Below are 1923 nucleotides of genomic sequence, written 5' to 3'. Positions count from 1 at the left end.
CCAAATTCGTTGAATTTGTTCAGCATGATGCTCATCATGTAGATCTCGTTTCGCTCGATGTTCTGGATTGTCAGCGAGATCTAAAGTTCGGTAATAGGTTGAAGCTGCGATCGGTAAAATCCTACAAATCGCATCAACACCATATCGATCTTTATTGTTATGGATAAAATCCACCATTATTTGTGTGGGCGGTCGAGCTCCGCCTGGGCGAAAAAAGCGGCTGCTTTACGTAGAATCTCATTGGCGCGTTGCAGTTCTTTATTTTCGCGTTCGAGTTGTTTGATACGTTCTTGGTCTGAAAGCTGCTGTACTTTAACTGGATTTTGTTTATCTAAATATTTTTGATACCAAACACGTAGTGTTTCAGGACTACAACCTATCTTGGGAGCAATAGCGGTGATCGCAGCCCAATTCGATGGATAATCTTTTTCAGATTCAATCAATAATTGAACCGCTCTTTCTCTGATTTCAGGGGTATATTTTAATTTTGTCATCGGGATAGTCTCTCAGAATATTGACTCTCCGACAAACCCGGTACGGTTCACTACTTTGAAAAGTGATATGTGCTGAAAAAAACAGGAGAAATTGTTACTTATGTTTGGGGTAAAAGAGATATAGCTATAGTCCAACGACTAAAGGAAAAGTTGAAACAGTTAAGTATTCACTATACCCGAATTTCAAGTAATCAATGGGATAGTTTTATCACTGCATTTAAAGACTGTCAGCAAAGTATTGGTAAGTTTTTCACTATAGGTATTGAGGGAAATAATTGCAAAATAAGGTATCGGATTAGATGTGTTAGTTCAGTATTGAGTGTGGCTTTAGCAAGAATACGGATATTAATGCTTCTCGCAATATTCTAGCGGTAGGACATACCACTTTGTCTGTGGAGGAAAGATGCGGTAAAGGTCGCTTTGTGAAGCAGAAAGCATGCCTAAATCCGTGAGGAAGTCGCCTAAGAGCTTTTGCTTTTAAAATCCCTGAGAAACATGTTTCGTAAAGAGTTAGTTGAAAGTGGGGGGAGTATGTTAGAAGTTTAATTTTATAAGCTATTGTAAAGATTCGGAAAGTTAATTATAGCATCCAATTGCAGAGCCAATAGTGACTTCATTTAATCTCAGCATACTTTTTGAAACACTACCTAAATTTTTAAGGTTTATAAAAAATATTGTTCTTTTTTATACTATGGGGTACTATAGTATCAATGCTAGCAAATAAGGAGGTCTGATGCCTAATCAGGTCGAAGACAAAAAAAAGATTCTTCTACGCGTCAGAAAGATCAAAGGTCAGACACAAGCGATTGAAAAAGCGCTAGAAGACAATGTGGAATGTGGTGCGATTCTGCAACAAATATGCTCTGTGCGTGGTGCTATTAATGGTCTAATGAATGAGATGTTAGAGGTTCATTTAAAGGACACTTTAGTATCAGGTGAAACCACAGAACAACAACGAAAAGAAGAATTGGCTGAAATCGCCAAGATTCTAAAATCATATTTAAAATAGATCTGTATAAGGAATTATTCCATGAAGTCACGTGCTGCCGTTGCGTTTGGTCCTGGTCAACCTCTTCAAATTGTTGAAGTTGATGTTGCACCACCGAAGAAAGGTGAAGTATTAATCAAGATTTCCCATACCGGTGTGTGTCATACAGACGCATTTACTTTATCTGGCGATGATCCTGAAGGCGTTTTTCCGGCTATTCTCGGGCATGAAGGTGCTGGTGTCGTAGTTGAGGTTGGTGAAGGCGTGACTAGCGTCAAACCAGGTGATCATGTAATTCCACTTTACACCGCTGAATGTGGCGAGTGCCTATTCTGTAAATCTGGAAAATCGAACTTGTGTATTTCCGTTCGAGAAACTCAAGGTAGAGGCGTAATGCCAGATGGCACCACTCGTTTTTCCTACAATGGTCAACCGATTTAC

General features: G+C 39.2%; 2 protein-coding genes, 3 pseudogenes and 1 other annotated feature. Of the genes and pseudogenes, 4 read left to right on the top strand and 1 reads right to left on the bottom strand.

Features of this window, described 5'->3' with window-relative positions:
- Positions 1 to 494 (bottom strand): annotated as a pseudogene (locus J582_RS26605) (transposase); the annotation flags it as partial.
- Positions 103 to 219: a sequence feature (AL1L pseudoknot), on the bottom strand. It overlaps the preceding pseudogene by 117 nt.
- A 75-nt stretch (positions 495 to 569) precedes the next feature.
- Between J582_RS26605 and J582_RS0105510 the strand changes: the two are divergent.
- From J582_RS0105510 to J582_RS24910, 4 genes and pseudogenes are all read left to right on the top strand, one after another.
- Positions 570 to 794, top strand: a pseudogene (locus tag J582_RS0105510) (IS1 family transposase); the annotation flags it as partial.
- Positions 795 to 808: 14 nt separating this feature from the next.
- Positions 809 to 959 (top strand): annotated as a pseudogene (locus tag J582_RS27640) (RNA-guided endonuclease TnpB family protein); the annotation flags it as partial.
- Positions 960 to 1227: 268 nt separating this feature from the next.
- Entirely contained in the window at positions 1228 to 1503 is a 276-nt protein-coding gene (locus J582_RS24915; RefSeq protein ID WP_001133624.1) for a metal/formaldehyde-sensitive transcriptional repressor, read from the top strand.
- Positions 1504 to 1524: 21 nt separating this feature from the next.
- Positions 1525 to 1923: alcohol dehydrogenase catalytic domain-containing protein (locus J582_RS24910; RefSeq protein ID WP_032048899.1), on the top strand; the 399-nt coding region annotated here is incomplete at its 3' end.

Origin of the sequence: Acinetobacter sp. 1566109 (assembly GCF_000582255.1) — a bacterium.
Lineage (GTDB): Bacteria > Pseudomonadota > Gammaproteobacteria > Pseudomonadales > Moraxellaceae > Acinetobacter > Acinetobacter nosocomialis.
The sequence above is the reverse complement of the archived record's forward strand: the minus strand, read 5'-3'. Positions and strand labels throughout refer to the sequence as shown.

Bases quoted from the DNA above. Each gene is read 5' to 3' on its own strand.
- J582_RS24915 (WP_001133624.1), top strand. From the start codon at position 1,228: ATGCCTAATCAGGTCGAAGACAAAAAAAAGATTCTTCTACGCGTCAGA.